Origin of the sequence: Candidatus Kapaibacterium thiocyanatum, assembly GCA_001899175.1 — a bacterium.
GTDB lineage: Bacteria > Bacteroidota > Ignavibacteria > Kapaibacteriales > Kapaibacteriaceae > Kapaibacterium > Kapaibacterium thiocyanatum.
This window is the reverse complement of record MKVH01000024.1, coordinates 610023-636452: the sequence shown is the minus strand read 5'-3', so window position 1 is coordinate 636452 and position 26430 is coordinate 610023. Positions and strand designations below refer to the sequence as shown.

The window sequence follows — 26430 nt, the reverse complement described above, 5'->3', positions numbered from 1 at the left end:
ATTAGATTTGTAATCGTCTTAGAGCTACGGGTATACGTAGCCTCTCATATTCCTCCTGCCTTCCGTTTCCATTGTCCGCTTGGGTTTACGACACGGTTAGCATGAATTGTGTCACGGCAAGGCGCCGTGCACGCGAGGGATGTGCGATCGTGTTGTTTCATCTTCCAAGGAACGGTCAATGACCTTTTCCGATCTGTCCCTTATTGACCCTATTCTCCGTGCGCTTGAGGCGGAAGGGTATTCCAATCCCACGCCCATCCAGCAGCAGGCAATACCTCCCTGCCTGGAAGGCAAGGATCTCTTCGGCTGCGCCCAGACGGGTACGGGCAAGACGGCGGCGTTCGCCCTGCCCATCCTTCAACGTCTCGGCACGACGCCCTTCACCAAGGGGCCGCGCGCCCTCATCCTCGCACCGACGCGCGAACTCGCTCATCAGATCAGCGACAGCTTCCGTACGTACGGGAAATTCATTCGCTTCCGCCATGCCGTCGTCTATGGTGGTGTATCGTCACGTCCCCAGATCGACGCCCTGCGTCGCGGCGTCGACGTCCTCATCGCCACGCCCGGACGTCTGCTCGATCTGATCGAACAGCGTGCGCTGACGCTGGAACGCGTGGAAGTGCTCGTCCTCGACGAAGCCGACCGCATGCTGGACATGGGCTTCATCACCGACATCCGTCGCATCATGCCCATGCTGCCGAAGGAACGTCAGACGCTGTTCTTTTCGGCAACGGTACCCAACGAAATCAAGAAGCTCTCCAACGATCTGCTCCGCGATCCCGTTCATGTCGAAGTCGCCCCTCAGGCCACGACGATGGAAACCATCGAGCAACTTCTCTATTTCGTGAACAAACTGCAGAAGCGCGAACTGCTCGCCCATCTGCTCGAACATCAGATCCAGGGCAGCGTTCTCGTCTTCACACGCACGAAGCACAATGCCGACCGCGTCGTCAAGGACCTCGAACGTACGGGTGTACGAGCCGAAGCGCTCCATGGTGACAAGTCCCAGCAGGCACGCCAGCGCGCACTGCGTAATTTCAAGGAACGTCGTACACGCGTTCTCGTTGCTACCGATATCGCGGCACGGGGCATCGACATCGACGATCTTGCATTCGTGGTGAACTACGAGCTTCCCGATTCGCCGGAGAACTACGTCCACCGCATCGGCCGTACTGGCCGGGCAGGCGCGTCGGGCACGGCCCTATCGCTCTGCAGCCCGGACGAGCAGGATTCGCTCCATGCCATCACGCGACTCATCCGCCGCCGTATTCCGGTCGTCAAGGATCACCCGTTTTCGACACCCGAGCACGAGTATCAGGCTCCGCAGCAACGTTCGTCCGGAGGACAGCAGCGCCAGGGCGGACAGTATCGTCGCTCCTCGGCCCCCTATCGTTCCGGTTCGGGATCGGGATCGCACCGTACACGCAGGCACTAACAGTGAAATGAGATGAGATGATCTCTCTCGACCGTTCCGGTATGTCCAATGCGGATACCATTGCCGCATTGGACGATCTACCAGTCGGCATCTTCCTGTCCGACAGAGACGGTCAGTGCACATACGTGAACAAGGCCTGGGTGCAGGTCACGGGATTGTCGATGGACGAATCCCTGGGCCTCGGATGGTTCAAGGCCATCCACCCCGACGACATGGCCTCGGTACTCAAGGCCAAGGCACAGAGCGAAAAGACGAAGACGGCCTACAGCCTTACCTACAGGATCATCCTGCCCACGGGGGAAATCCGGTATCTCCACGTGACATCTACACCGCAAACCGATGACGACGGCGCACTCCGCCTCGTCATCGGCAGCGTGTTGGACATCACCCGCGAGGAACGGCTCCGCCAGCAGCTCGAGCAAGAGAACCGCTCGAAGTCGGACTTCATCGCACGCATGAGTCATGAATTCCGTACTCCTCTGAATTCCATCCTCAGCATCTGTCACCTGCTCCAGCTCGAACAGCTCAGCGCGGCGCAGCTCGAATACGTGGACATGCTGCAATTCTCGACGAAGAATCTTCTGGACCTCATCAACGATATCCTGACCCTGAACCAGGTCGAAGCAGGTGGCATCACCCTGAATCCGGAAACGTTCGGGCTGCACGATCTCATCGACACCTTCTGTGCTCCGCTCGCCATCAAGGCACGCGAGCACGGTACCGAGCTCACGGTGGCTTACATGGGTGAAGTGCCCTTCATGGTCATCGGCGATCCGATCCGGTTCGGCCAGATCCTCAACAATCTGATCTCGAATGCCGTCAAGTTCACCAAGGATGGTATCATCCGCGTCGAAGTCCAGGTGCGGGAACGGGACGATCTGACCGTTACCCTGGCCGTCACCGTACGCGATACGGGCATCGGCATTTCGAGAGAGGAACTGCCCCACGTCTTCGACCGCTTCCGTCAGGCCAATCCGTCCATTTCGAAGCAGTACGGCGGCACGGGCCTCGGCCTGGCCATCAGCCGTGAACTGGCACAGATGTTCGGCGGCGACATCACCGTCACAAGCGAGCTCGGCAAGGGATCGTCCGTCACGGCCGTCCTGCGCTTCGGCGTCGTATCGCCCATGGCAGTGACGACCGATGACAGGCCTACCTCACAACGTCCGCTCGAAGGAAAGCGCATCCTGCTCGCGGAGGACCACTCGCTGAACGCACGGCTCATGCGCCGGATCATGGAACCCTGGGGTGCACGCCTCGTCGTGGCCGAGAACGGCCTCGAAGCCGTGGACATCTACAGGAAGGAAGGGGCCGATCTCGTCGTGATGGACCTGGTCATGCCACTCATGGACGGTCTCGAAGCCGCAATGAACATCCGCAAGACCGATCCCGACGTGCCGATCATCGCATTGACGGCCACGTCGACGGACAAGGCGCGGATCCTGGCCAACAAGGCAGGGATGAACGGAGTGCTGCCCAAACCCTTCGAACCGGCGGAACTGCTCAGGATGATCCTCGAGCATCTTCGGTGATGGCATAGCGCTCGACGATCCAGTCCGGAATGACGAGACTCCGGCCCGTCGTCACGTTCACCATGATGAAGTCCTGATGTCCCTGGGCCGCCACCTTTCCGGTCCCCTTGTTGACGATCCAGAACTCGACCCGCACGCCACGCTCGGAAAAGGAAGCGATGCGCGTTCGCACGGTCACCATGTCCCCCATGTGCAAGGGGCGTTTGTAGTCGATGGTACAGGAGCTGTTGACCCACGAATAGCCGTGGTCGAGGAATTCTTCCATGGACATCCCGTAGCAGCGGTCCATCTGATCGTAGCGGGCGGCCAGAACGTAGTCCAGGTACCGGCTGTTATGAACATGCTTGTTCATGTCTATGTCATCGGGCCGCACAGCCAGATCGGTTTCGAAGGTTGCATACATGGCACAAAATACCACGCCTCTGGGCCAGCTACTCCGTATATTTGTCAGCTACATGAATGCACCAACCCATTGATCCATGACGACATCCGAAGAATCAGCAGAACGCGCACCACATACCGACCAGGCACAGGGTGAGCAGTCCGGCGAAGCCGGACGCAAGCGTCGCCGCCGTCGGCGCGGACGCAATCGTGACAAGGGCGAAGGGGCTCCGCAGGATCAGGCCGAAGGCCAGGTATCCGACGACGATGGCGATGACGACGGTCCCGATACGGACACCGGAGACGGTGGCCCTGCATCGGCCGACGACGCAGCCGGCGGCGATCCGGAACGCAAGAAGAAGCGTCGCCGCAAGAAGAAGAAGCGCGGTGGCGAAGGTGGTGACGAGCAATCCGCCGAACAGGACGGCACAGCCGCCCCTGCAGGGGATGCCGCACCACAGCAACCTGCCGCAGCACCCCAGGAGAAGCTTGACAAACCCGAAAAGCAGGGACGTGGACGCCGTGATCGCGACCGCAGAGGCAACGAGCGTTCCGAGCAACCCGAGCGTTCCGAGAAGAAGGAACCGCCTTCCCGCGGTAATGCCCTGCAGCGCCGCATGTCCCGCATCGAACCGGTCAAGGACGTCTACGACGACGATCCCGTCATTCCGTCGGCACCAGTACCACCGGCGACGACGGTCGAAGGATACGTGAGCAATCATCGCGGCTGGCAGCGCGAAGTCCTGATGAAGCTCCGCGACATCGTCCGTACCTCCGCACCGGCACTGGAAGAATCCATCAAATGGTCCCAGCCCGTCTTCGAAGGCAACGGTCCCGTCTGCTACATGAAGGCATTCAGCGACCACGTGAACTTCGGTTTCTGGCGCGGAACGGAACTGGACGATCCCGAACATCTCCTCATCGGAGACGGCATCAAGATGCGTCACGTCAGGATCAGCCAGGTCAACGACGTACGCCGTGAGTTGTTCGAATCCTTCGTTCGCCAAGCCGTACGCCTGAACATCGAGAAGGGCGATCCGACGTTGTCATGATCTGCCCCCATCGCCCCCTTACAGGAGGGCGATGAAGGCTCGATCCGACCGGAAGGCTTCGCTGTCGCGCAAGGCCGACAAGGTCGTCGTCCCCATCACGTAGTGGTCGCTCCGGCCACGATAGTCGACATCGATCTCCGACCACGGAATGGTCCGGAGCAGCTTCTCGTCCGAAGAACGAGCATATACCCTGACAGGGACGTCCGTCGTGAACTGCGGCGCACGTCCCTGTTCCAGTTTCTTGTACTCGTACCGATAGTTGTACCGCAGTGCGGCGATGTCCGACAGGACAGCCGATGCCGTAGGATGCCCACCCGCCCCCTTGCCGATGAACGACTGTGCGTCGCTGAACGCACCGTGCAGAAGGACCGCGTTGTATTCGTCGTCGACTTTCGCCAACGTAGTCGATTCGGGAACGAAGCGAGGCAGCACGAAGGACGTGAGCTTGTTGTCCACGAGAACGTTGTTCGACACGAGCTTGATGGTCGCACCGCGTGCGCGTGCGGTGGCCGCATCGAAGGATGTGACGCTGGTGATACCGCGGCGGATGACGTCACCCGGCTCGAGCACGACACCGAAGGCATGGGCTGCGATGATCAGCGTCTTGAATGACGCATCGTATCCTTCCACATCGAGCGTCGGATCGCTTTCCGCGAATCCCAGACGCTGCGCTTCGGCCAGGACTTCACCGTATCGCGCATCGCCACTGGCCATCACCCGCGTAAGGATGAAGTTCGTCGTACCGTTCACGATCCCCTGCACCCCGTCGAGCAGATCGTTGTCGTAGTACTCCTCGAGGTTGCGGATGATGGGAATACTGCCACAGCACGAAGCTTCGTAGAGCAAGGGGGCACCCGTCTCGCGTTGCAGGGCCAGCAGTTCGTGGAACCGCGTCGCGACCATCTTCTTGTTGGCCGTCACGACGGCCTTGCCGCGGCGGAGTGCCGTCGACACGATGTCGAAGGCCGCATCGGCATCGTCGATGAGTTCGACCACGACATTGACGTCATCGTCGTTCAGGATATCGTCGCGATCGAACGTGAACGCTTCGGCGATGACCGGGCGCTGCTTGGAGCGATCCTTCACGCAGATGCGTGTAATGCGTGCCTGCAGGCCGGGCGTGCGGTGCAGGACGTCGTACAGTCCCTGGCCGACGCAGCCGAAACCGAAGAGACCGAGATTGAGAGCGGAAGTTGCCATGTGGTGATCAATGAAGAATTGTTGATGTACGAATGATGGATGCCAGACGATCCTGATCGATGAGGAAGGCGTCGTGACCGGCGGGGGATTTCAGGACGCGATATCCCGCGCCCGGGATCTGGTCGGCGATGAAGGTCTGTTCGGCTGTCGGGAAGAGCATATCGCTGTCGATGCCGATCACCAGCGTACGTGCGCGTATCCCTCGCAGTGCGGCACCCGCACCGCCGCGCCCCCGACCGAGATCATGACTGTCCATCGCCTTGCTCAGGACCCAATACGCATGGGCACTGAAGCGCTGCACGAGCTTCGCGCCCTGATGACGCTGATAGGATTCGGCGCGATAGTCGTCGAGGCGCTCGTCCTCGTCACGCTGACGTCCGTTGTACAGCACAGCCGTGCGATAGGAGATCATGCCGATGGCACGGGCGGCGGAGAGGCCACGTCCCCCTCCCGTCACCGATCCGTCGGTGAAGGACGGATCGGCTTCGAGAGCCATGCGCTGTGCGGTATTGAAGGCGATGCCCCATGGCGAATGCCGTGCATTCGTGGCGATGGGAATGATGCGCTCGATACGCTCCGGCTCCATGACGGCCCACTCGAGCACCTGCTGTCCTCCCATCGACCCGCCGACACAGACGGCGATGCGCTGGATACCGAGGTGGGCGCGAAGAACGATCATCGCCCGCACCATATCGCGTATGGTCACGAGCGGAAAGCCGTTCAGCCACGGCGAACCCGTCGCAGGGTCGACACTCGTAGGACCGGTGGAACCGTAGCACGAGCCGAGCATGTTGGCGCAGATCACGAAGTACCTGTCCGTATCGAAGACGAGTCCCGGACCTACGAGACCCTCCCACCATGAAGCAGCATCGCTGCTGCCGGTAAGGGCATGGCAGATCCAGATCACGTTGCCGCGGTCCTCTCCGAGTTCGCCCCACGACTGATATGCGACGTGGAGCCCCGGTAGTTCGATACCGGATTCGAGTGAAAAGGGTGTATTCGAGGAGTATACCTGCAACTCCGTCGCGGTCGTCTGCCTGTCCGTCATCTGCTTGCCCTCAAGGCTTGTTCGAGATCCGATATGATGTCATCGACATGTTCGATGCCCACACTGAGACGCAGCGTGGCCGGAGCCACGCCTGCCGAGCGTTGTTCCTCGCTCGAAAGCTGTTGATGCGTCGTGAGCGACGGCTGGATGATCAATGTCTTGGCGTCTCCCACGTTGGCGAGATGGGAAATGAGGGAGAGGTGATCGACCAGGCGCCGCGCGCGTTCGCTGCCACCGGTCGGTTCGAAGGAGAGCACGGCACCGAAGCCGTTGCGGAGATACTTCCGGGCAAGCTCATGATAGCGCGCCGACGGCAGGCCGGGATAGTTCACGAAGGAAACGTCGTCCTGTGACTCCAACCACCGTGCGATGGCCAGGGCGTTGTCACATGCCCGCTGGACACGCAGTGACAGTGTCTCCAGGCCCTGCAGCAGCAGCCACGCGTTGAACGGACTCTGGCTCGGACCCAGGTCGCGCAGCGCTTCCACGCGTGCACGAATGGCGAAGGCGATGTTGCCGAACGGACCGCCCGCACCGAAAACATCCCAGAACTTCAGCCCGTGATATCCCTCACTGGGCTCGGTGAATTGCGGGAAGCGTCCGTTCGCCCAGTTGAACGTACCTGCATCGATGATGACGCCACCGATGGCCGTGCCATGACCACCGATCCATTTCGTCGCACTCGCCACGACGATGTCGGCGCCGTGATCGATCGGACGGAAGAGATATCCTCCGGCACCGAAGGTATTGTCCACGACGAGCGGTATGCCATGCTGCTTCGCGATGGCGGCGATACGCTCGAAGTCCGGCACGTTGAATCCGGGATTTCCGATCGTCTCGAGATAGATGGCCTTCGTTCGCTCGTCGATGAGATAGGCGATGGAGGTCGGGTCGTCGCCGTCGGCGAAGCGGACGTCGATGCCGAGACGCTTGAACGCGACCTTGAACTGGTTGTAGGTACCGCCGTACAGGAAGGACGTGGAAACGATGTTGTCTCCCGCTTCGGCCAGAGTATGCATCGTGAGGAACTGTGCTGCCTGGCCACTGGCGGTAGCCACGGCGGCCTTGCCTCCTTCGAGTGCGGCGATGCGCTGTTCGAACACATCCGTCGTCGGATTCATGATCCGCGTGTAGATGTTGCCGAACTCCCTCAGTGCGAACAGGTTGGCTCCGTGATCGCTGTCACGGAAGGTGTAGGACGTGGTCTGATACAGCGGTACGGCACGACTGCGTGTCTGTTCCTCCACGTTGGTGTATCCCGCATGGAGTTGCTGTGTTTCGAAGCGGAGTGCTGCCATGGTCGATGATCCCGAATGTTGTTGTCATGTCGCCGTTCTTTCGGGTATCGATGGGTTTTCCGCTGTGCACGAACGAAAAAACGCCACCCCCCGGAAGGAGAGTGGCGTTGTAGATAGCTGCTCGTAGTTGGTTCGCTAGACGCCAGTCCCCTTATGATGCATGGGCATCATCATAGACCAACACATCATCGGGGCGACGTGATTGGAAGGGGTGGTATGGCGAAGCGTCGTGTTCATTGTCGGAGTGCGAAGATAGGGATTCGATCCAGATACGCAAGTGAGCGAAGGTTATTTTTCCATTTGATATCATTCGCCCCGCGTGCCGATGCTACCTCAGGGCGGCTTCCAGAGCCGTCTTCGCGTCGGTCTTCTCGTCGCGGTACTTGACGATCATCGGTGTGCTGATGGAGAGCCCGTGCGCGCGCCCGAAGTCCGACGTCACCGCCCTCGACCCCGCGACGACGACGGCTCCCCTTGGTATTTCGAGCGGCTGCTCGGCAGTGCTGCGCAGGATGGTCTGGTTGACGAGATCGTAGACCGGCGTGCTGGCATTGAGGATGACGCCGCTGCCCAGCACTGCACGACTGCGGATGAGGACACCTTCGTAGACACCGCAGTTGCCGCCGATCATGACGTCGTCCTCGACGATGACGGGCCGGGCGCCTGCGGGCTCGAGTACGCCGCCGATCTGCGATGCGGCACTGAGATGGACACGCTTGCCGATCTGGGCGCAGGTTCCTACCAGGGCGTGCGAGTCGACCATCGTTCCTTCGTCCACATAGGCGCCGATGTTGATGTACATGGGCGGCATGCAGATGACGCCATGACCGAGGAACGCTCCATTCCGGATCGTCGAGCCGCCGGGAACGACGCGAACGTTATCGGCCAGCGTCAGCATACGCGTCGGCAGACTGTCCTTGTCGAAGAACTGGAAGTTCTCGTCGGTCGATACGTCGATGAGACGTCCCTTGCGGAACAGGACGAGGATACCGCGTTTCACCCACTGATTCACCTGCCACGATCCGTCGTCCTGGGGCGATGCGCTCCGGATGGTACCGTCGTTCAATCCCTGAACGAAGTGCTGCAGCGTTTCCGTCGTGCCGCGGTCGTACTGGATTTCATGTGCCGGCAGTGCTGCCAGCGCTTCCACCCTGCTCTCGAGGTCGTTCATGATCATCTTCCTTTCGAGAAAGCGATGTTGAGCATCTTGTAGATGAGTCGTGCGGTCGTCAGATCGGTATGAGATACGTTCTTGACAGGTGCGAGTTCGACGACGTCGAAGCCGACGACGCGGCGCCCGCTCTTCACGACTTCACGAAGCACGTCGATGGTTTCGCTATAGAGCAGACCGTCCGGCTCCGGGGTGCCCGTCGACGGCATGATGGCGGGATCGAAACAGTCGACGTCGAACGTCACATAGACATCCTTCGCGAGCGTGTCCACGACGCTCTTCTGCCATGCCTTGCCGTGGAGGCCGCGACGGATGGCCGAGGCATAGAATGTATTGATGCCCTTCTCCTTGATGAACCGTGCTTCCTCGATACACTGTGCACGGATGCCGACCTGGCTGATGCGCTTCGTCGGGAAGAACTCGGCCACACGTGCCATGAAGGAGGCGTGCGAATACGGCGATCCCTGATACTCCTGGCGGAGATCGGAGTGGGCATCGAAATGCAGGACGCTCATCTTCGAATACTTCCGGAAGTGGGCGGCGATGGGAGCCGTCGAAATCGTATGCTCGCCACCGAGCGTCACCACGAACTTGTCCATGTCGATCAGGGCATCCACCTGCTCTTCGATGATGTCGAGAGCATCCCTGTCGACGGCCTTGCCGAAGCGCAGCGGCTTGAGCGTGGCGATGCCCTTGTCGAAGCACAGCTCGCGGTCGAATTCGTCGTCGTAGAATTCCACGTAGGCACTCGCGTCGACGATCGCCTTCGGTCCTTTGGCTGCACCTCCGCCGTAACTCACGGTATGTTCGTATGGAGCCGACACGATGGCGATAGCGGATGATTCGAGCGCGGAATAGCGCTCGTCGATGGCCAGGAAGTTCTTCGTCGGGCCGAGAGTCTTCATGATTCGTGATGGATGGTGTACAACGTCGTTGTCGTCCGGTAAGCGCAAAGATAGTGTCGGCACGGCTTGTATCTTTGGCACCATCCGCAGCATTCAGTCACAGACATGGTGAACAGTGGCAGCATCCATCAGAACACAGCGCATCGGATGGTATTTCTATGACTGGGCGAACAGCGCCTTCTATGCCACGGTCGTGACGGTCTTCCTGGGCCCGTACCTGACGAACGTCGCCGAGGCGGCGGCCGTCGACGGCAAGCTGCACGTAATGGGCTTCACCGTGAATCCCGGCTCGTGGTTCCCGCTCATGGTCTCGCTGGCCGTCGTCCTGCAGGTCATCATCCTTCCCGTCGTGGGGGCATTGACGGATACGTCGCATCGCAAGCGCAGGCTCCTCGGCATGTTCGCCTTCACGGGCGCCGTCGCTACGACGGCCCTCTACTTCCTCCAGGTCGATCTCGGCAACTACCTGATCGGTGGCGGACTCTTCGTACTCGCCAACCTCTGCTTCGGTGCCAGCGTCGTCGTCTACAATTCCTTCCTTCCCGATCTGGCATCGCCGGAGGAACGGGACAAGGTCTCGTCGCGCGGATGGGCGCTGGGTTATCTGGGTGGAGGCCTGCTGCTGCTGCTCAACCTGCTGTACTTCTCCTACGTGAAGAGCACGGATGGTCCGGTAGGGTTGGCCGTACGCATCATCCTGGCGAGCGCAGGTATCTGGTGGGCCCTCTTCACCATCGTTCCCATGATGATGTTGCGGGACCGGCCCGCGACAGGTACCACGCCAGGCAGATTGAAGACCGGTGCGGCGTTCCGCCAGTTGTGGTCGACGCTCAAGCACATGACCGGCTACCGTCAGACGTTGCTCTTCCTGGTAGCCTATCTGCTCTACAATGATGCGGTCCAGACCGTCATCGCCCTCGCGTCGCAGTACGGGCAGGAAGAGCTGGGCCTCGGCCTCGATACGTTGACGACGGCCATCCTGATGGTACAGTTCGTGGCCATCGGCGGGTCGCTGCTGTTCGAGCGCATCGCTCACGTGACGAGCACGAAGCGCGCCATCATGATCTCGCTCGTGATATGGTCGGCCGTTCTATTCGCCGCCTATACGGTGGTATCCACCGAAGCCCACTTCTACATCATGGCGGCGGTGATCGCCGTCGTTCTCGGCGGTACGCAGGCCCTGAGTCGCTCGATGTTCTCGCAGATGATTCCGCACGGACGCGAGGCGGAATACTTCTCGCTCTACGAGATCAGCGACAAGGGCACATCGTGGATCGGCCCCCTGGTCTTCGCCCTGGCGTTGAACATCACGGGCAGCTATCGGGCAGCGGTCCTTTCCCTCGTCGTGTTCTTCATCGCGGGCATGATCGTGTTGGCGAACGTCGACGTCGGACGTGCCATCGAGGAAGCTGCCGACTGACGTCGGCCACCGCACGGACGTATCGTCAGTGTGCCTGTTCCCGTCCGTCGTCCAGTGAGCAGATACCGTTCAGGATGGCCCACTTCGTGAGCCCGACGGTATTGTTCAGGCCGAGCTTCGTCATGATGTTCTTGCGAGGCTGCTCCACAGCATGGATGGAGAGGAACAGCTCGTTGGCGATTTCGGTCGAGGTCAGTTCGGCGCACACGATGTATCGCAGGACGTCACATTCGCGTGGCGTGAGCTGTCCACGGGAAATGTCCTGCACGATCGGTACACCGGGGAAGAGACTCCTTCCGTGCCGTGTGAACTCGATGGTCCCGATCAGTTCGTCGGACGTCGACGATTCGAGGACGACTCCATGTGCGCCCGCTTCGACGGCCTTGGCCTGCATGCCCAGATCGCCATGGGGCATGAGCATGACGACCTTACATGCGGGCGTCATATCCTCGTTCTCCCTGCATGTCCTGATGCCATCCATCGGCTTCGCCGATGCGTCGAGGATGACGGAGTCGGCGCCGGTTCCGTGGTGCTCCATTCACTCCATCGCCCCGTCTCCCCTGGTTGCCGTTCCGACGACGGACAGATCGCCGTGTCCGGCCAGAAGCAGTTTCAAACCGTCGCGTATGAAGACATGGCCATCGACGATGTAAATACGCCACATCTCTATCATATACGTGTGAGGTCTGTCGGCCTCGGCGCTACATGGTCTTTGCCGCAAACTACCACACGAGTATCAGACATCGCTCACCGGGCTGAAAACGACGACGGCCATCCGATATGGATGGCCGTACGCATGGTATCGATGTCGGAGGCAGGATCAGTCCATGATCCGGCGGAGGAAGGCGGGAGCGTCGCTATCGCCACCGCTACCTGCGGCACGACGTACGCTCGGCGTATAGGCTTCGCCCGTCGCGTTCGGCGTCACGGGAATGCTTCCAGGTGTACCTCCGGTTGCGGTCGACTGTCCGCCCGACTGCGGTGCAGGACGGTTACGCCATACGGCGGGTGTGTCGAACTCCTGCAGTTGACGCGAACCGCTCGGCGTAGGTGCAGCGGGAGCGGGCTGAGACCTCGTTTCGACAGCGGCCGGACGATAGGCGGCCGGTTCCGGTGCGGGAGCGGATTGTTGCTGTTGTTGTACGGGAGCTTGCTGTTCTGCTGCGGGCTCCGCCTTGATGATCGTGATGGCCGGCTTGGTAGCCTTCATATCCTCGGCACGACGGAAGCCCGTCGCGACGACGGTGATGGCGATCTCGTCGTCCATACCTTCATCCACGACGACGCCGTGAATGAGGTTGACGTCGTCTCCTGCGGCCTTCTCGATGATGGAGACGGCTTCGCTCACTTCGTGCATCGTCATGCTCAGACCGCCCGTGACGTTGACGAGCAGCCCCTGTGACCCGCTGATGGACATGCCTTCGAGGATCGGCGAATTGAGGGCACTCGTTGCTGCTTCGAGTGCGCGGTGTTCGCCGCGTGCCATACCGATACCCATCAGGGCATCGCCCATGTTGGCCATGACCGTGCGGACATCGGCGAAGTCGACGTTCACGTAGCCGACACCGGAGATGATGTCGGAAATGCCCTTCGTGGCATTGTAGAGAACTGCGTCGACCTTGGCGAGCGCTTCGATGAAGGACGTGTTCTTGTCGACGATCGTCAGGATGCGCTGATTCGGAATGACGATGAGTGCATCGACGTGTTCGCGCAATTCCTTGATCCCCTGCTCGGCGATCTGCATGCGGCGGCGCGATTCGTACGAGAACGGCTTCGTGACGATGCCCACGACGAGGGCCCCCAGTTCACGGCCGACCTTGGCGATCACCGGTGCTGCTCCGGTTCCCGTCCCGCCGCCCATGCCTGCCGTCACGAAGATCATGTCGCTGCCGTCGAGAGCATCGCGCACATCGTCGATGCTTTCCTCAACGGCCTGGCGTCCCTTATCGGGATTGGCGCCCGCACCGAGGCCACGTGTGACGCTCTTTCCAAGCTGGATCTTGATTCCGGCCGGATTGTTCATCAGTGCCTGGTGGTCGGTATTCGCCGCTACGAATTCGACGCCTTCCAGGCCGCGGGTAATCATCGTGCGTACGGCATTACCGCCGCCGCCGCCGACTCCCACAACCCGGATCCGCGCATCGTAGGTCTGCGTGGTATCCAGCTCAATTGCCATACTTCCCCCCAAGGAATACGGAAACATTGGACATCATAGATTTTCGAACCATCGTTTGAGGCGGTCCACCACACCGGCCTTCTCCTCCGGTACGAGCGGTTCCGCGGTTACTGCCTCGTCTTGTTGGGTTTCCTTGGTCACAGGAACAGACTCGGCTTCGTGTTCCTGTGCCTGCTGCGCCGCATACAGGATCAATCCTACAGCCGTGCTGTACATCGGATTGCTCACCTCGCGTGCCAGACCGTCCACGCTGAATCCCGTGGGGATACCGATCTTGACCGGGAAGCGGAAGACCCGCTGCGCGAGTTGATCAGCACCACGTACCAGCGAACATCCTCCCGTGATCACGATACCGGCGGCCAGTTGATGGGCCAGACCGGACTTCATGATTTCCTGGAGGGAGAACTCGAAGATTTCTTCCATGCGCGGTTCGATGATCTGGCAGAGCACGCTCTTCGTCACTTCCGTCGGCGTGCGTCCTCCTACCCCGGGAACCTGAAACACTTCGTCGCGATTGATGCTGTCGCTCAGCGCGTGACCGAATTCGAGCTTGATACGCTCGGCTTCGACCTGACGGATGCCGAGGACGGCCATGATATCGTCGGTTACTTTCTGTCCGGCGATGCCGAAGATCGACGTCGACCGGATGATGCTGTTCTTGAAGATGGCGATGTCGGTGGTGCCGCCACCGATGTCGATGATGGCGACGCCGAGTTCCTTCTCCGCTTCGTCGAGCACGGCACAGGCACTCGCCAGGGGTTGCAGGACGATGGAATCGACCGTCAGCCCCGCGCGCTCGGCACAGCGATACATGTTCTCGATGGCCGTGAGGGATCCAGTGATGACGAGGACGTTCGCCTCGAGACGGATGCCGCTCATTCCCACCGGATCGGTGATGCCGTCCTGTCCGTCGATGATGAAGTCCTGCGGTATCACGTGCAGGATGCGCCGGTCGCCGTCGATCTTCACCTTGCGGACATCGTCGAGCAGACGCCTGACGTCAGCCCCGCTGATCTCGCGCGTGGGCGACGAGATCGTGACGATACCGCGTGTGATGAACGACGAGATATGGTCACCCGCGATGCCGATGACGACACGCCTGATGCTGATACCGGATTGCTGTTCGGCCTTTTCGACGGCCTTGCGGATCGCTTCGGCGGTCTTGTTGATGTTGGTGACGACGCCCCGCTTCAATCCTTCACACTCCGACATCCCCGTACCGAGGATGTCGGTACGCCGCGTCACCGGGTCGGACGCGGCGACGACGGCACACACCTTCGTGGTACCGATGTCGAGCCCGACGTAGATGTTCGTCGAATTCATTGCAGTGTCATCCCTTGTAGCGTACGATCACTTGGTTGCGCCAGCGAAGATCGATTTCGTTGACGGTAGTCATGTCGAGCCGTGTCGACGTCCGTTTCCAGAACAGATCCATATCCGCCAAGGCCTGCCGTGCGACGGCGACGTCGCGGATCGGCAGTCGCCATACCGCTTCGTCCGTGGTGACGATGGCCTGCTGGCGTGCACCGTCGAGGCGCACTTCGGAAATCGACTGATAGAGAACCGGGTCGAGATTCTGCGCCGCCGCCACCAGCATCGCAGCCAGCGTACGGACGTCGGCCTTCGACAACGTGTCACCTTGCGACGACTGGAGGATCGGAACATTATGGCCCGTACGGATCGATGCGGGCGGAAGTACCGTGCCTTCGGCGTCGACGTAGCGCAGCTCGCCGCCCTGGACGACGATATGGGCAACGGGAAGACGTTCCTGCACATCGACGGTGATGTCCCGAACTCCGGACAGGTGCACGGATGCCGAACGGACGTAAGGCAGTCGCTCGACGACTTCGCGGACGTCGGCCAGCGAGATCGATCGCACCGACTTGTCGGCCAGCGTGTCCACCACCATGTGCACCGCCGCCAGACTCAATCCCGAAGCACCGGTGATGATCACCCTCCCGATCGCCTGCCGACCCTGCCACTGGCTTGCCACCAATGCCAGGAAGACGACTGCCAGGAGCGCGACGACCAATCCCGGAGCACGACGTCGTACTCCGGCCTGCTGCTCCGTCCCCGGGTGGGGTGCGTGCTGACGTTGGCGCTGGCCTCTTCCTCTTGCCGTCACTGCATGCCTCGCGTTGTGGAAAACTCGACTGAAATTCACACACCTGTGGAAAACTTCAAGCCTCGTCTCCTACCCTCAAGCTCGGTTTCCCGTGCTTTTGGTCGATATCCTTGCACAGTGCAACGGCTTACGACCACCGCAAAACTAGAGCGTTCGTGTGGAAGAAACAAACGAAGGACCATTCATGATAGCCCCATTTCAGAACAAGTTATCCACATCACGTGGAGAAACTCAGGAGAGAGCCCTGGTACGCCCACCATCCACCAGGATACTGGTTCCGGTGATGTAGCCGGACATCGGCAAGGCGAGAAAACCGACGGCATTCGCGATCTCTTCCGGGCGGGCGAAACGGCCCGCCGGAATCTCGTCCAGCATCTCCTGTCTGACGTCATCGACCGCGATCCTCGCCCCCTCGGCCTTCCGGTCGATGATCTGGGTGAGCCGCTCCGTCTCCGTCGCCCCAGGCAATACGTTCGTCACGGTGATTCCGTACGGCGCCAGTTCCGTCGCGAGCGTCTTGGACCACGATGCCATCGCCCCCCTGATGGTATTGCTCACACCGAGCCCTTCGATCGGCTGTTTGACCGATGTGGATATGATGTTGACAATGCGGCCGTAGCCCGCGGCCTTCATTCCAGGGACGAGAACCGACGTCAGACGATGAGCTATAAGTATATGATTGGAAAATGCTTCCAGGAGTTGTTCCGGCTTCGCGTCGATGAGTTTTCCACCGGCCGGTCCTGCCGTGTTATTCACACAGATGTGGATTGCGCCTACGTTATCCACGTGATTCTGAACACTGTGGACAAGCTCGTCGGGTCGTGTGACATCGGCGACGACCATCGAATGGACCTGGCCTTTCGACGTATCCAGCGTGGCGATGACGTCGGCCAGTGCCGACTCCGTCCGGGCGAGCGTGGTCACGGACGCCCCCAGTTGTGCGAGACGTTCCGCAGAAGCTCTGCCGATTCCTTTCGATGCACCGCAGACGAGTGCGCGATATCCGGTGAGAGGCATGATCGATTCGATATTGTTGTTGATGATCGTCGTGAATGGATCCGTCGTCGCATTGCGAGGCGCGAGTTCCGTATTTTCTGTAGCCTGCGTCCCGATGGCACGTCCACGTGTTCCCGGACAGCGGTTCAAACTTACTCAGGTCCAAACGAGGTATAGTCATGGCAGTTATCCCCCCGCTGAATTTCCGGCAATGGATCGACGACCACCGGCACCTGCTGAAGCCTCCCGTCGGTAACGCCAAGGTCTACGAAGACACCGATTTCATCGTAATGGTCGTGGGCGGGCCCAACGCCCGTAAGGACTATCACTACAATGAGGGTGAGGAGTTCTTCTATCAACTCGAAGGCGACGTCACCGTCAGGATCATCGACGACGGTGTTCCGAAGGACATCCACATCAGACAGGGCGATATCTTCCTCCTTCCGCCACGAACGCCGCACTCGCCGCAGCGTCCGGCCAACACCATCGGCCTCGTCATCGAACGCAAGCGTACGGAACAGGAGCTCGATGCCTTCATGTGGTTCTGCGAGCGATGCGGCAACAAGCTATACGAAGAATACCTGCCTCTCAAGGACATCGTGACGCAGCTCCCCCCGCTCTTCGAACGCTACTGGGGCTCGCTCGAGCACCGCACGTGTTCGAAATGCGGCACCGTCATGGCACCACCCGCCAAGGCCTGAAGCCGCATCCCTTCTTCTTCAGTGAATCATTCTCCCACCAACATCATCGACGATGCTCAAGATCGACTGTCATGCACACATCCTCCCCGAACGATGGCCCTCGCTGAAGGAACGCTACGGATACGGCGGATTCATAGAACTGGATCACTTCACGCAGGGCAAGGCAAAGATGATGCGGGACGACGGGACGTTCTTCCGTGAAATCGAGGAGAATTGCTGGAATCCCGAAGCGATACTCGAGGACATGGACCGGCACCAGGTCGACACCATGGTCCTCTGTACCGTCCCCGTCCTCTTCTCCTACTGGGCCAAGCCTGCCGACGGCCTCGACTGGAGCCGCTTCCTGAACGATCACCTCGCCGGCGTCGTGGCCGACGATCCGAAACGGTTCATCGGCCTCGGCACCGTGCCGATGCAGGACATCGACTTCGCCGTCAAGGAAATGAAGCGGTGCAAGCTCGAGCTCGGCCTCCCAGGCATCGAGATCGGAACGAACGTCAACGGGAAGAACCTCGACGACAAGACCCTCTTTCCCCTCTGGGAGGCTGCACAGGATCTCGGCGTCGGCATCTTCGTCCACCCGTGGGACATGATGGGCGCGGACCGCACCAGCCGCTACTTCCTGCAATGGCTCGTCGGCATGCCGGCGGAGACGACGCTCGCCATCAGCTCCATGCTCTTCGGTGGCGTCTTCGACGCGTTTCCGGACCTGAAGGTAATGTTTGCACATGCAGGTGGGACGTTTCCGTTCACAGTGGGTCGTATATCCCATGGATATCACGCGCGGCCCGACCTCTGCAACGTCAACCGTGTCCAGGATCCGACCGACTACATCGGAAAGTTCTGGGTGGACAGCATCACGCACAATGCCGACGCCCTGCGCTTCCTCATGGCATTGCTCGGTCCGGAGAGAATCGCCTACGGAACGGACTATCCCTTCCCTCTCGGCGACCTCGAACACGGCAAGTTCATCGAGGACATGGCGGACCTTTCCGAAACGATCAAGCAACAATTGTTCGCCGGTACCGTTCTTGATTTCCTGAGCCTCCGCGCCGAAGACTACACCAGGCCTACACCCAAGGATCTGCCGGACGATTCGACGGTCTACGAATGAGTCCGTTTCGCAAAAACCTGTAGTTTTGCAGCGCCTGGAGGGCTCGCATAATGGTATTGCAGCGGTCTTGAAAACCGCCGGGCGCAAGCCTGTGGGGGTTCGAGTCCCTCGCCCTCCGCGACATTTTTTCAACACCCACCGTACGTGGGACAATTCGGAACTTCGGAGCAACCACAATGAAGCGCATCGCTTCCCTCGTAGCAGCAGCTACCCTCGTGATGGTTGGGTGTTCGGACGACAAGAACAACAACCCCACTCCCGACAACTCGAACTATTTCCCGACGACGCAGGGTTCCTACTGGGTATCCGATACCAAGGAACTGAGCGGCGACGCATCGAATCCCACGGAAAAGAATCCGGGTGTGGACAGCACCTTCGTCAACCGCACGAACGTCACCGTCGGTGGCCAGGTCGCGACCGAATTCGTCACGCACAGTACCGTCGGCGAAACGATGTCGATGGACACGGTCTACTTCCGCAATGACGCTTCCAAGACGTATCGCTACTTCGAACTCGCGATCGACGGCATCACGGGCATGAGCGGCGTGGATCTCGGTGCACGCTGGATGCTGATGGCCGATGCCAACGCAACGGCCGAATGGACATCCCTCGACGAGACGATCAGCGACATTCCCCTGACGTATCAGGGCATGAGCATGAAGGGAACGGCCAAGCTGAAGTTCACCGGCAAGAAGGTCGGTGCCGAAACCCTCACCGTCGGTGGTACGGCAGTCACGACGCTCCACTATACGACGACGCTGAAGATCGACCTCAGCATCGACACGCAGAATCCGATCTTCGGTACGATCACCGTACCGATCTCGACGAACACCGACGTATGGGTAGCCAAGAACATCGGTATCGTCAAGACGCTCACGCCTCCGAGCAAGATCACCGTGGGTTCGTTCGGCAACGTCGACATCGACGGCAGCAGCAACGTCCTCGTCCGCTACTCCATCAAGTAAGCACACCATCACGACGATTCCGGAAGGGCACCCGCGGGTGCCCTTTTCTTTTTTGTGCAGGATCGCAGGACCGATGTAACCGCCTGCGGGCGTCGTGCCTCCCACGGCATGAATCACCATCACACGAACGGGAACGGTATGGACGAGACGTACGACCGGCAGCAGGAGTTCATGGACCTCCTGCGCCCCGTGCAGGCAAGGCTGGAGAAGTTCGCACTGAACATGACCCGCGACACGGACGCAGCCCGGGACCTCATGCAGGACACGATTCTCGCCGCATGGCAGCATTTCGATACCCTGCGCGACCACGCAGCATTCAAGAGCTACGTGTTCACGATCGCCTCCAACATGTACAAGCGCAAGTTCGTGCGGGCGAAGTTCTTCGGCCTCTACAGCGAGGAACTTCAGGAAACACTCGAGTCCTCCACTCCTTCGCCCGAACGGAGCACCGAACTTTCACTCGTCCGTGAGGCGCTCCAGACGCTGCCACACAAGTATCGCGAGGCCCTGGTGCTGTTCGAGATCAACGGCCTGAGCGTCACGGAAATACAACGCGTCCAGGGCGGCACGGTCAGCGGCGTCAAGGTACGCCTGATGCGCGCACGGCGGATGCTGGCCGACCGGCTCGGCATTCACGACGATCTCCCCGTTCCCGAAACGGTGCCCCAGGCCTTCCCGACCACCCAACTCCTGTGATCACGACTACAGTGGAATCCGTCATGAATCCGAACCAATCACTCCGCTCGACACTACAGGCCCTGAAGGACGAGGCCCCTCCCTCGACGCCGCTACTGTCCGAAAGCGACGTACGGTCCCTCCTGCAGTCGCCCCCCCCTCCCACCGCACAACCGACGTCCATACCGTGGATCATCACCGGTAGCCTGGCCGCCGCGGCTACGGTAGCCACCATCGCCTTGTGGCCGGATGCCCCCGAACCGCTCACTCCGCCTGCCGCCTCACACGCTGCGGCGGAACGGGGGAACGTCACCGATGCCCATACACCTCCGGCGATCCCGGCGAACAAGACGGTTCCGCTCCCTGCCCCTGCTACCGCCTCGGCGGACGAATCGAACGGATCCGCAATGACCATTCCGACGATGGAACTGAGCCGGGCGGAATTGCAACGCCTCGGCCTGGACGTACAAGGTGACCGCATCCGATATCGGCAGAACGAGGACATCGTCACCATCCGCACCAACGGTATCGGAGCACGCCGGCATGATTCGCCGGAGGATGGCCCCGTTCCCCCCTATGCACGCATGGTCCAGCTCTATCATGGGAACGACATCCATGCCTCATGGTGGAACAAGGACGATGCCGAACGACGCGATGCAGTACAGCAGACGAAGACGACGCGTCTGGTCACGTCCGTCAACGACATGATCGGCATCCGCATCCCGCTCACGCCCGACGCACGGACCTATGCGGTGCTGTGGTTCGATGCCGCCGCCGTCGCCGATCCGCACCGGCCGCTGCTCCCGTCCCGCTATACCAAGGCCGTCGACGACTTTACCCAACGGCAGACGACGACGCTCTTCGGCGCTGCGACCATCTCTCCCAATCCGTTGACGTCCGGCACGGCCATGCTGAATCTCGACCTGCGGTCGGACCTCACCACCTCGGCCATCGTCGTCGACATGAACGGCCGGGAGATCGCCACGCTCTGGAATGCACGCAGCATGCAACGCGGACAGCACCGGATACCGATCACCGGACTCGACGACGCAGCAGCGGGCATGTACCTCGTCGTCATCCAGGCAGACGGCCGGGCGGACCGCATGATCCAACGACTTCTCATCCAACGCTGATTCAAGGAGCATCATCATGAAAACGATCTTCCTCGCACTGCTCCTCGCTGCTTCCCTGCCCGTCCTCGCCACGGCACAACGATCGACGATGCCCGGTGTCGTCGTCAACGAGAACGGAACGTCGACAACCCTGCGCGTCGTCAAGCTCGACGTCTCCGTACGCATCACGGGCACACTGGCCGTGACGACGATGGATATGACGGTCCACAATCCGTTCCCCCGCATCCTCGAAGGCGAGTTCGAGTTCCCGATCACGGAAGGACAGACGATCAGCCGCTTCGCCCTCGACATCAATGGACACGTCCGTGATGGCGTCGTCGTTCCGAAGGAGAAGGCGCGTGCGACCTTCGAGGCCATCATCAAGCGGAAGGTCGATCCCGCCTTGATGGAATGGACGCGCGGCAATACCTTCCGCTCGCGTATCTATCCGCTTCCAGCCAACGGAACGCGCCGCATCGTCATCGCCTACGAACAGCAACTCCGCGCTTCGTCGGACGGCTATCTGTATTCCCTGCCCTTCGCCTTCACCGATACGGTGCGGACGTTCTCCTTCGTCATGGACGTCGCGGCCTTCGGCACACGGCCCGTCCTCAGCGGCAGCGACTGGAAGGACGTCGACTTCACGCCGAACGGCCGTACCTACCACGCGGAAACGCATCTGGAGAATGCCGTCATCGACCGCCTGTTCCAATGTCTCATTCCCGTGACGTCGGGAAAGACATTCACGGCCGTCAACGACTTCGACGGACGGAAGTACTTCGCGACCTTCCTCGGCATCCCGTCGCAACGGACACGCCGTATCGCCCCGTCCCGTATCACGCTCGCCTGGGATGCCTCGCTCTCGGGCATGAAGCGCGACATCGACAAGGAGCTGAACGTCCTCGACAATCTCTTCCGTCTCTATCCGAACGTCGACGTCACACTCGCACCGTTCGCCATCGGTGCACTGCCCGTGCAGAAATTCAGGATCACGTCCGGCAACTGGTCCGCTCTGCGGACGGCCCTGCGTTCGATGGTCTACGACGGCGGTACGCAGTTCGCCACCGCACCACTGGCAGGAGGAGGCACGGACCTCTACCTGCTCTTCTCCGATGGCATATCGACGTTCGGCGCTGCATCGGCACCGCCGGGCGACGCCGAAGTCATCACCATCGCGAGCAGCACGACGGCCAATCATGCGTCGTTGTCCGACATCGCACGTCGCAGCGGCGGATCGTATCTGAATCTCGCCGAAGGCACGATCGACGATGCCGTCGATCTTCTCGCCTATCGTCCTGTACGCCTTGCGTCCGTTCGCGTCGAACAGGGTGACGTCGACGGCCTCTACCCTGTCGGAGGACAGGTCGCGAACGACATGATCACCGTAGGTGGCATCCTGAAGTCCGACGAAGCCGTGATCGAGCTTCAGTTCGAATCCGGTCCGGGCACGGCACGCCTCGAGCGCATCCGTATCTCCGGTCGCGAGGACTTCGATTCGGGCACGACCGTCGCGCGTCTCTGGGCACACAGCGAACTCGGCCGTTACGGCGCCGATCCCGTACGCAACGAGGCGGCCATCACCGCGATCGGACAGCGCTTCGGCATCGTCACGCAGGGAACGTCGCTGATCGTGCTGGAACTACTGGAGGACTACGTTCGCTTCAACATCGCACCGCCCGCAAGCGAGCCCGCTCTCCTCGCACAATGGACGGAGCGCCGCAAGGGTATCGTGGACGACAGCGTACGCCGCCGATCGCTCCACAAGGAAGAGATGCTCGCACTGTGGAATCAACGCAAGGAGTGGTATGACAGGGTCTTCGAGCCCTATGTACCACCGGTCACCGACATCCCGATGCGTGAACCGGACAGTACGGCCTTCACGTTCAAGACGCCCGTTCCTCTCAAGATCAGGAACGGAACCACCGGTATCCTGCGCGGACTCGTCACGGGCACCGACGGCAAACCGGTTTCCGGTGCGACCGTTCGCATCCTCGGCACCACCCGAGGTGGCCTCACGAGAAATAACGGCACGTACTATATCACGAACGTTCCGGCAGGCGACTATACCGTCCGCATCAACATGCCGGCGAGCGGAGCGGTACGTGACACGGTTTCGACCAATCTCACCGTTCTGCCAGGCCATGAGCAAACGGTCGATGCGCGATTCCGGCGTGGAGTCATCGACTTCTACGAGAGCAATGGAGCTATGGATAGAGAAGGTCCGCTGCCCGCAGCATCCGTGAAGGGCAACGGCTTCAACATCCGCGGCAGCCGAGCGTCCGGTGCCGTCGTTCGCACACAAGCGGTCGAAATCACGGATCAACTGAGCGACGGATTCGCCGCGGGCTCGGGCAATGCGGCAGAGCCCGTCGTCGAAGCCGAAGTCTCGCAGCGGTCGGACGACGTCACGCTTACGGAAACGGCACGTGCACTCACCACCCCTCTGCCCGCCGCCCCCGAATCGTCCGATGCCCTGATGCCTGCGAAGTCCCCGCAGAACCGTGAAGGAACGACGGACCGATTCAAGAAGGAGGCCACCGCCGCGACCACGTCGGGCAGAATCATGCTGATCGACAGCGATTCATCGACGTCCTATCTATCTGCGATGAAGGCTGCGAAGCCTGCCGATGCCTACCGTATCTACCTGACGTTGAGGCCGCAGTACGAGAACTCGCCGCAATTCTATCTCGACGCCGCGGACATCCTGCGCTCGAAGGGCAGACTGGCCGAGGCCCTGCGCGTCCTCTCCAATATCGCCGAGCTCAAGGCCGAGGATCACGAGCAACTGCGCGTCCTTGCCGGCAGGCTGCTGCAACTCGGGCATGCAGACCTCGCAGTCCTCATGTACGAAGACGTCCTGCGTATACGTGGCGAAGAACCGCAATCGTACAGGGATCTCGGTCTGGCACTCGCCGCTGCGAAGCGATATCCCGACGCCATCCGCTATCTCTACGCCGTCGTCGATCGTCCGTGGGACAATCGCTTCCCCGAGGTCGAGATGATCGCCCTCAACGAACTGAATCATCTCGTCGCGAAGAACGGATTGTCCGTGGACACGACGGTCGTCGATCCGAGATTCATCGGCAACATGCCGGTCGACGTGCGCATCGTCCTCGCGTGGGATGCCGACAATACGGACGTCGATATGTGGGTCACGGATCCCAGCGGTGAGAAGTGCTTCTATGGCCACAGGGAAACGACCATCGGCGGACGCATCTCACGCGATCTGACCGGCGGATACGGTCCCGAAGAATTCCTGCTGAAGAATGCGGCGAAAGGTGCCTACAAGGTACAGGCCAACTACTACGGCAATAGCCGTCAGCGTGCGAGCGGTCCCGCCACGATACAGCTCGAGCTCTACACGCACTACGGCAAGCCGAACGAAACGAAGAAGACGATCACGCTGCCGCTGACCGGCAACAAGCAGACGCTCGACATCGGTACGCTGATGATGGAGTGACGATCACTGGCGTGCAGCCTGGACACGACGTCGGGATACGTAGAGATCCAGACCACCGGTGCCGCCCGGGCGATTGGATGCGAAGACGATGGTACCGTCGGGCAACCGTGCGCAGTCGCTGTCGTCGAACTCGGAATTGAGCCATTCGAGAGGCTCCGGTTCCTGCCACATGCCATCACGGAAGACGGAAAGGAAGATGTCATAGCCTCCCTTGCCGCCGTATCCGTTCGAAGCGTAGAGCAGTGAATCGTTGGAAAGGAAGACGGGCGTGATCTCGTTGCCCTCCGAGTTCACGACGTTGTTGACGAGGACCGGTTCCGTCCAGTCCCTGTCCACCGTCCGCTCGCTCATCCACAGATCGAGGCCGCGGCTGACTCCCCTGTCACTCGAGAAGACGAGACGCGTGCCATCGGGCGAGATGGCCGGGTGGGATGAGAAGAACTCGCCATTGCAGACGTCGAGGGCACGACCGCAGTTGACCTGCCCCCCGTCGCGCAGGATGTTGACGATTCCCATATAGGAACGTCTCGAATGCATGAGGAAGGCCGCCCCCACACCTTCGCCATTATCGGCGAACGAGACGAAGGCCCTGTGCTGCCCTATCTGGTTGAAGGTACCGGCAACGGGTACGACGTCGACATATACATCGAGTGCACGTGGCGGATCGCAGGAATAGACGGTAGCCCATTCGGTGCGTTCCGATGAGAAACAGAGTCTTCCGTGTACGGGATCGAAGGACGGCGCATAGTCGTCCGCCGCCGAATTGACGCCGACCCACAGTACCGGCAGGGCATACTTGTTCATGAGATCTTCGGCATCGTACATGGCCTGGCCCTTCGCCACGCAGAAGGAGGCGAAGATGGAGATACAGACCATGATGCTGCGGACGATCATCGCTACACTCCCCGCGTTTGAGGATCCCACACGAACTTGTGCACCTGCAACTGGAACCGCACGGGAAGGTGATCTTCGAGAATCCAGTTCACGAGATCGACGAAGGGCACGGCATCGAAGACACAGGAGAACAGGACCGCTGCCGTACGTTCTCCCAGTGCATACTTGCGGACGACGTCGCGGGCCCATTCGTAGTCGTCGCGCGAAGCGATCACGAACTTCACCTCGTCGTTGGCATCGAGAACGTCGAGATTGGGCCAGTAGTTGAGCGACGACATCTTCGAATCAGGACATTTGACGTCGAGGATACGAACGATGCGGCGGTCCAGGAGTGAGACGTCGACATGACCGCCCGTTTCCACGGCGACGGTATAGCCCTTGTCGCACAGCAGCGCCATGAGTGGGAAGACGTTGATCTGCTCCAGTGGTTCCCCACCCGTGAACTCGACGAACCGGCATCCGATGCGTTCGATTTCGGCAAGGATGTCGGCGCCTGTCATCGACCGCTCCCGATGGCGCTTGTCCAGGGCATAGGGCGTGTCGCACCATACGCATCGGAGCTTGCAGCCCTGCAGACGGACGAAGGTACAGGGAACGCCGGCACGTGTACCTTCTCCCTGGATCGAGTAGAAGATTTCGTTGACGTTGAATCCGAGTGTCAGCGGATCGTCAACAGGCAATATTTCACGTGTCGGCTGAACGAACATAGAGTACAAAGTTACGTCACTGCGATGAACCCGAAGGATACGTCCGGTGGATCGTTCTCCACA

At 60.5% G+C, this 26430-nt stretch carries 23 protein-coding genes and 1 tRNA gene; 11 read left to right on the top strand and 13 right to left on the bottom strand.

Annotated features, from left to right (window positions below):
* Nucleotides 1-178 precede the first annotated feature (178 nt).
* Both BGO89_11290 and BGO89_11285 read left to right on the top strand, forming a co-directional pair.
* Nucleotides 179-1435 carry a DEAD/DEAH box helicase gene (locus BGO89_11290; protein OJX57084.1) on the top strand — a complete coding sequence of 419 codons (1257 nt, stop codon included), beginning with the start codon at nt 179-181 and terminating at the stop codon, nt 1433-1435.
* Between the two features lie 17 nt (nt 1436-1452).
* Nucleotides 1453-2967 (top strand): hypothetical protein, encoded by a 1515-nt coding sequence (locus BGO89_11285; protein ID OJX57083.1) that lies wholly within the window; start codon nt 1453-1455, stop codon nt 2965-2967.
* Here the strand turns inward: BGO89_11285 and BGO89_11280 are convergent.
* Nucleotides 2939-3370, bottom strand: coding sequence for a thioesterase (locus tag BGO89_11280; GenBank protein OJX57082.1), 432 nt, complete (start codon nt 3368-3370; stop codon nt 2939-2941). The genes BGO89_11285 and BGO89_11280 overlap by 29 nt on opposite strands.
* 688 nt (nt 3371-4058) lie before the next feature.
* Here BGO89_11280 and BGO89_11275 point away from each other — a divergent pair.
* Nucleotides 4059-4400, top strand: a complete 342-nt coding sequence (locus BGO89_11275) for a hypothetical protein (protein OJX57368.1) — start codon at nt 4059-4061, stop codon at nt 4398-4400.
* Between the two features lie 18 nt (nt 4401-4418).
* Here BGO89_11275 and BGO89_11270 read toward each other — a convergent pair whose 3' ends face one another.
* From BGO89_11270 to BGO89_11250, 5 genes are all read right to left on the bottom strand, one after another.
* Nucleotides 4419-5600, bottom strand: a complete 1182-nt coding sequence (locus BGO89_11270) for a hypothetical protein (protein OJX57081.1) — start codon at nt 5598-5600, stop codon at nt 4419-4421.
* A 7-nt stretch (nt 5601-5607) separates the two neighbouring features.
* Entirely contained in the window at nt 5608-6648 is a 1041-nt protein-coding gene (locus BGO89_11265; GenBank protein OJX57080.1) for a homoserine O-acetyltransferase, read from the bottom strand.
* Complete coding sequence (locus BGO89_11260) at nt 6645-7946, bottom strand: O-acetylhomoserine aminocarboxypropyltransferase (GenBank protein ID OJX57079.1); 1302 nt, start codon at nt 7944-7946, stop codon at nt 6645-6647. The genes BGO89_11265 and BGO89_11260 overlap by 4 nt, the downstream gene beginning before the upstream one ends.
* 328 nt (nt 7947-8274) lie before the next feature.
* Nucleotides 8275-9123: a 2,3,4,5-tetrahydropyridine-2,6-dicarboxylate N-succinyltransferase gene (locus BGO89_11255; GenBank protein ID OJX57078.1), complete on the bottom strand. Its 849-nt coding sequence runs from the start codon at nt 9121-9123 to the stop codon at nt 8275-8277.
* Nucleotides 9120-10022 (bottom strand): agmatinase, encoded by a 903-nt coding sequence (locus BGO89_11250; GenBank protein OJX57077.1) that lies wholly within the window; start codon nt 10020-10022, stop codon nt 9120-9122. The genes BGO89_11255 and BGO89_11250 overlap by 4 nt, the downstream gene beginning before the upstream one ends.
* A 115-nt stretch (nt 10023-10137) precedes the next feature.
* Here BGO89_11250 and BGO89_11245 point away from each other — a divergent pair, with 115 nt between their 5' ends.
* Nucleotides 10138-11442 (top strand): MFS transporter, encoded by a 1305-nt coding sequence (locus BGO89_11245; GenBank protein OJX57076.1) that lies wholly within the window; start codon nt 10138-10140, stop codon nt 11440-11442.
* Between the two features lie 25 nt (nt 11443-11467).
* On the opposite strand, the gene BGO89_11240 is transcribed toward BGO89_11245, so the two are convergent.
* From BGO89_11240 to BGO89_11220, 5 genes are all read right to left on the bottom strand, one after another.
* Nucleotides 11468-11980, bottom strand: a complete 513-nt coding sequence (locus tag BGO89_11240) for a hypothetical protein (GenBank protein ID OJX57075.1) — start codon at nt 11978-11980, stop codon at nt 11468-11470.
* A 282-nt stretch (nt 11981-12262) separates the two neighbouring features.
* Nucleotides 12263-13618 (bottom strand): cell division protein FtsZ, encoded by a 1356-nt coding sequence (locus BGO89_11235; protein OJX57074.1) that lies wholly within the window; start codon nt 13616-13618, stop codon nt 12263-12265.
* Between the two features lie 33 nt (nt 13619-13651).
* Nucleotides 13652-14941 (bottom strand): cell division protein FtsA, encoded by a 1290-nt coding sequence (locus tag BGO89_11230; GenBank protein ID OJX57073.1) that lies wholly within the window; start codon nt 14939-14941, stop codon nt 13652-13654.
* Between the two features lie 7 nt (nt 14942-14948).
* The gene (locus BGO89_11225; protein ID OJX57072.1) at nt 14949-15650 is read right to left on the bottom strand and encodes a hypothetical protein; all 702 of its coding nucleotides are present in this window, start codon (nt 15648-15650) and stop codon (nt 14949-14951) included.
* 324 nt (nt 15651-15974) lie between these two features.
* The gene (locus BGO89_11220; GenBank protein OJX57367.1) at nt 15975-16760 is read right to left on the bottom strand and encodes a short-chain dehydrogenase; all 786 of its coding nucleotides are present in this window, start codon (nt 16758-16760) and stop codon (nt 15975-15977) included.
* A gap of 158 nt (nt 16761-16918) precedes the next feature.
* On the opposite strand from BGO89_11220, the gene BGO89_11215 reads away from it, so the two are divergent.
* The 7 genes from BGO89_11215 to BGO89_11185 all read left to right on the top strand — a co-directional run bounded on the left by BGO89_11215 (nt 16919) and on the right by BGO89_11185 (nt 24766).
* Entirely contained in the window at nt 16919-17440 is a 522-nt protein-coding gene (locus BGO89_11215; protein ID OJX57071.1) for a 3-hydroxyanthranilate 3,4-dioxygenase, read from the top strand.
* Nucleotides 17441-17492: 52 nt separating this feature from the next.
* Nucleotides 17493-18554, top strand: coding sequence for a 2-amino-3-carboxymuconate-6-semialdehyde decarboxylase (locus BGO89_11210; GenBank protein ID OJX57070.1), 1062 nt, complete (start codon nt 17493-17495; stop codon nt 18552-18554).
* A 36-nt stretch (nt 18555-18590) separates the two neighbouring features.
* Nucleotides 18591-18675: transfer RNA gene (locus BGO89_11205), tRNA-Ser, on the top strand.
* Nucleotides 18676-18730: 55 nt separating this feature from the next.
* The gene (locus BGO89_11200) at nt 18731-19519 is read left to right on the top strand and encodes a hypothetical protein (GenBank protein OJX57069.1); all 789 of its coding nucleotides are present in this window, start codon (nt 18731-18733) and stop codon (nt 19517-19519) included.
* A 138-nt stretch (nt 19520-19657) separates the two neighbouring features.
* Nucleotides 19658-20215: a hypothetical protein gene (locus BGO89_11195; protein ID OJX57068.1), complete on the top strand. Its 558-nt coding sequence runs from the start codon at nt 19658-19660 to the stop codon at nt 20213-20215.
* 23 nt (nt 20216-20238) lie between these two features.
* On the top strand, nt 20239-21327 hold the full coding sequence (locus BGO89_11190; GenBank protein OJX57067.1) for a hypothetical protein: 1089 nt from the start codon (nt 20239-20241) through the stop codon (nt 21325-21327).
* 16 nt (nt 21328-21343) lie between these two features.
* Nucleotides 21344-24766, top strand: coding sequence for a hypothetical protein (locus BGO89_11185; protein ID OJX57066.1), 3423 nt, complete (start codon nt 21344-21346; stop codon nt 24764-24766).
* A 3-nt stretch (nt 24767-24769) separates the two neighbouring features.
* Here BGO89_11185 and BGO89_11180 read toward each other — a convergent pair whose 3' ends face one another.
* Both BGO89_11180 and BGO89_11175 read right to left on the bottom strand, forming a co-directional pair.
* Nucleotides 24770-25660, bottom strand: coding sequence for a hypothetical protein (locus BGO89_11180; protein OJX57065.1), 891 nt, complete (start codon nt 25658-25660; stop codon nt 24770-24772).
* 2 nt (nt 25661-25662) lie between these two features.
* On the bottom strand, nt 25663-26367 hold the full coding sequence (locus tag BGO89_11175; protein OJX57064.1) for a hypothetical protein: 705 nt from the start codon (nt 26365-26367) through the stop codon (nt 25663-25665).
* Between the last annotated feature and the right edge of the window lie 63 nt (nt 26368-26430).